The organism is Microcoleus sp. Pol10D4 (assembly GCF_036701555.1).
Taxonomy (GTDB): Bacteria; Cyanobacteriota; Cyanobacteriia; order Cyanobacteriales; family Microcoleaceae; genus Microcoleus.
Window position 1 is genome coordinate 1 of the sequence record NZ_JAUBRA010000003.1, and the last position, 2,500, is coordinate 2,500.

The 2,500-nt window shown below is 41.8% G+C and carries 1 protein-coding gene and 1 pseudogene; both read left to right on the forward strand.

The window, feature by feature from the left end; genetic code table 11:
- Positions 1-553: 553 nt before the first annotated feature.
- Positions 554-751, forward strand: coding sequence for a hypothetical protein (locus QUA36_RS02435; protein ID WP_333455352.1), 198 nt, complete (start codon positions 554-556; stop codon positions 749-751).
- Positions 724-1,942, forward strand: a pseudogene (locus QUA36_RS02440) (ISAs1 family transposase). Before QUA36_RS02435 ends, QUA36_RS02440 begins: the two are co-directional and overlap by 28 nt.
- Positions 1,943-2,500 lie beyond the last annotated feature (558 nt).

Consider the following 2,500-nt stretch of genomic DNA (forward strand, 5'->3'; position numbering starts at 1 on the left):
TTAAGACTCAGATGTGCATATTTAAATAATGAGATTAAAATGGGTAGGTATGCTTAGTTAAAAAGCGGGATGCTCCCATTCACGGTCTCCTAAAACGATGACTTTATATTCGGAAAATAATGGTAAAACTTGCTGTAAATTGCCTGTTTGTGACTCGAAGTTACTGTTTCCCAATTTGGGCAACAGTGACCAGTATAATGGAATTGCTCTTTTTTCCCAGATTAGGCTCACCATAAAAAGATTAATGCTGCCCCATTGACTGCGGTCGATTGCAATTGATAAACGAGTACCAATGGGGCAATAAGTTGTCAACCAATAAGTAATTAAGGGGAACCAAATTAATGAGATAGTTAAGTTTGGTAAATCCAGAAATCTTTGTAGTTTTCTACGCCGACTTTCCGTTGTAATTGGGTAAGGAAATACAGGGTAAGCTCATCTAATTTGGTATAAATTGTACTTGACTTTAAGGGCAAGATATGAATGAGTATCCAGTCAATAGCGGTTCAATAGAATCCATTAAAGGTCTTGTGACGAGATCCCTTTTCCAGTGTAAGTGATGCTCGTAGCGGGCGATCGAATCACCAGGAGCGATGGCTCCACCACGGGCGATCGAATCACCACGGGCGATCGCTCCACCACGGGCGATCGACCCGCAGCCTTAAAGATGTCAAATGCGTCCTATAATACTGCTTCAGATCAGTCACGAAGGGTGAGGAAAAAACAATGCAGAAAGGATTCGCTCGTGTTGTGAATCAGCCCAAATCATCGCCGACGATCGACAGGCCAAGACCCATCGACCTGCAAGACTTACAAATGGGCTTATCAACTTATTTTGACGATCTACCAGACCCCAGAGTAGACCGAACCAAACAACACTTACTCAAAGACATTCTGGTAATTACCATCTTAGCTACGATCGCCGGCGCTGTCGGGTGGGAAGACATCGAAAATTATGGCTTGAGCAAGCAGCAATGGTTAGAAGAATTTTTAGAGTTACCTAATGGCATCCCCAGCGATGATACATTTCGTCGTGTATTTGAAAGGCTGGACCCGAAAGCTTTAGAGCAGAAGTTATCGCAATGGTTGCAACAAATCATGGGTTCAGTTTTCCAAGAAATTATCCCGATAGATGGCAAAAGCTTGCGAGGTTCTTACGATCGAGAGAAAGGTTTAAAAAACTTACATTTAGTGACAGCTTGGGCGAGCGAACAGCGTTTGGTACTCGGGCAAGTAAAAGTTGAAGACCACTCCAATGAAATTACAGCTATTCCAGCACTACTAGAATTAATCGACATTTCCGGAGCGATTATCACCATTGATGCGATGGGGACGCAAACAGAAATAGTCCGACTGATTCGTCAGAAAAAAGCCGATTATGTCGTGGCACTAAAAAGCAATCATCCCACTCTTTACAATCAAGTTAAATCTTGGTTTGAAACTGCAAAAATTCAGGAATTTATGGGAGTTGAAATGAGTTATGATTCGCGAACCGAAAAGGGTCATCATCGCGTCGAAACTCGAAAAGTCTGGTCGGTATCAGTTGCCCAATTAGGAGGACTTTACAAGCAAGAGCAATGGGCAGGATTGCACACTATTGTTATCGCCCTTAAGAGTGCGTCATCTGTGGAACAAAATCACTCACGAGGTACAATTTTACTTAAGTTCTTTACCAGTAGATGCTCAGCTAAATGGTCGTGCTATTCGTCAACATTGGGGGATTGAAAACCAAGTTCATTGGAGTTTAGATGTGACTTTTAATGAAGATAAATCCCGCATTCGTTCTCTCAACAGTCCTCAGAACTTCCCTCTGGTAAGACGGCTGGCGCTGAATGCGGTCAACCAGGAAACAACTCTCAAGCGTAGTCTGCGACAAAAAATCAAACGGGCCGCGATGAACAATGACTATATGATGCAAATTCTCAAGTGCTTTTGTCAAGCATGATTGAGATGCTCTTACCCTGTAAGGAAATACCCGTGCCAGTCGTTCTAATCTCACTTGTTTTTCTGATTGTATCAAGGGTAGCAAGATTTCAATCAGTTTCAATTGAGCTGAACTTAGTTGTTTTTTTAAATGAATGAGGTAGAATGTTGGTATCATTATTTTTTGGGATAGGCAAGCGTGTAACAATTATGCTGCCTATCTTTTTTTACCACAAGTTGGCTCAATCCTTACTAACTATGGGTTTCAGGCGGGTTGTCACCCCCCCAGCTAACGAACATAAATTTGATTTCCCCAAAATACGTCAATATACTTACACAGAGAAAATCATTTAGGATTGCTCTAGATATAGAAAATCATTTAGGATTGCTATATAGGGTCAATGGTGGGCGCAGCGAAGGAAAGGGATTAGGGAGGGAGCTTTGCCCTGAAACTACTTTAGACATTAGATTAGACACAATAAGCTCTCATTCTGTCAGAGAGGTTTGAGGGCTATGTTCTTAATTTTATCCAGCTTTTGACTCTTCTTGCCAGCCCGTGATGAGGTTTTGTTTAAAAGTA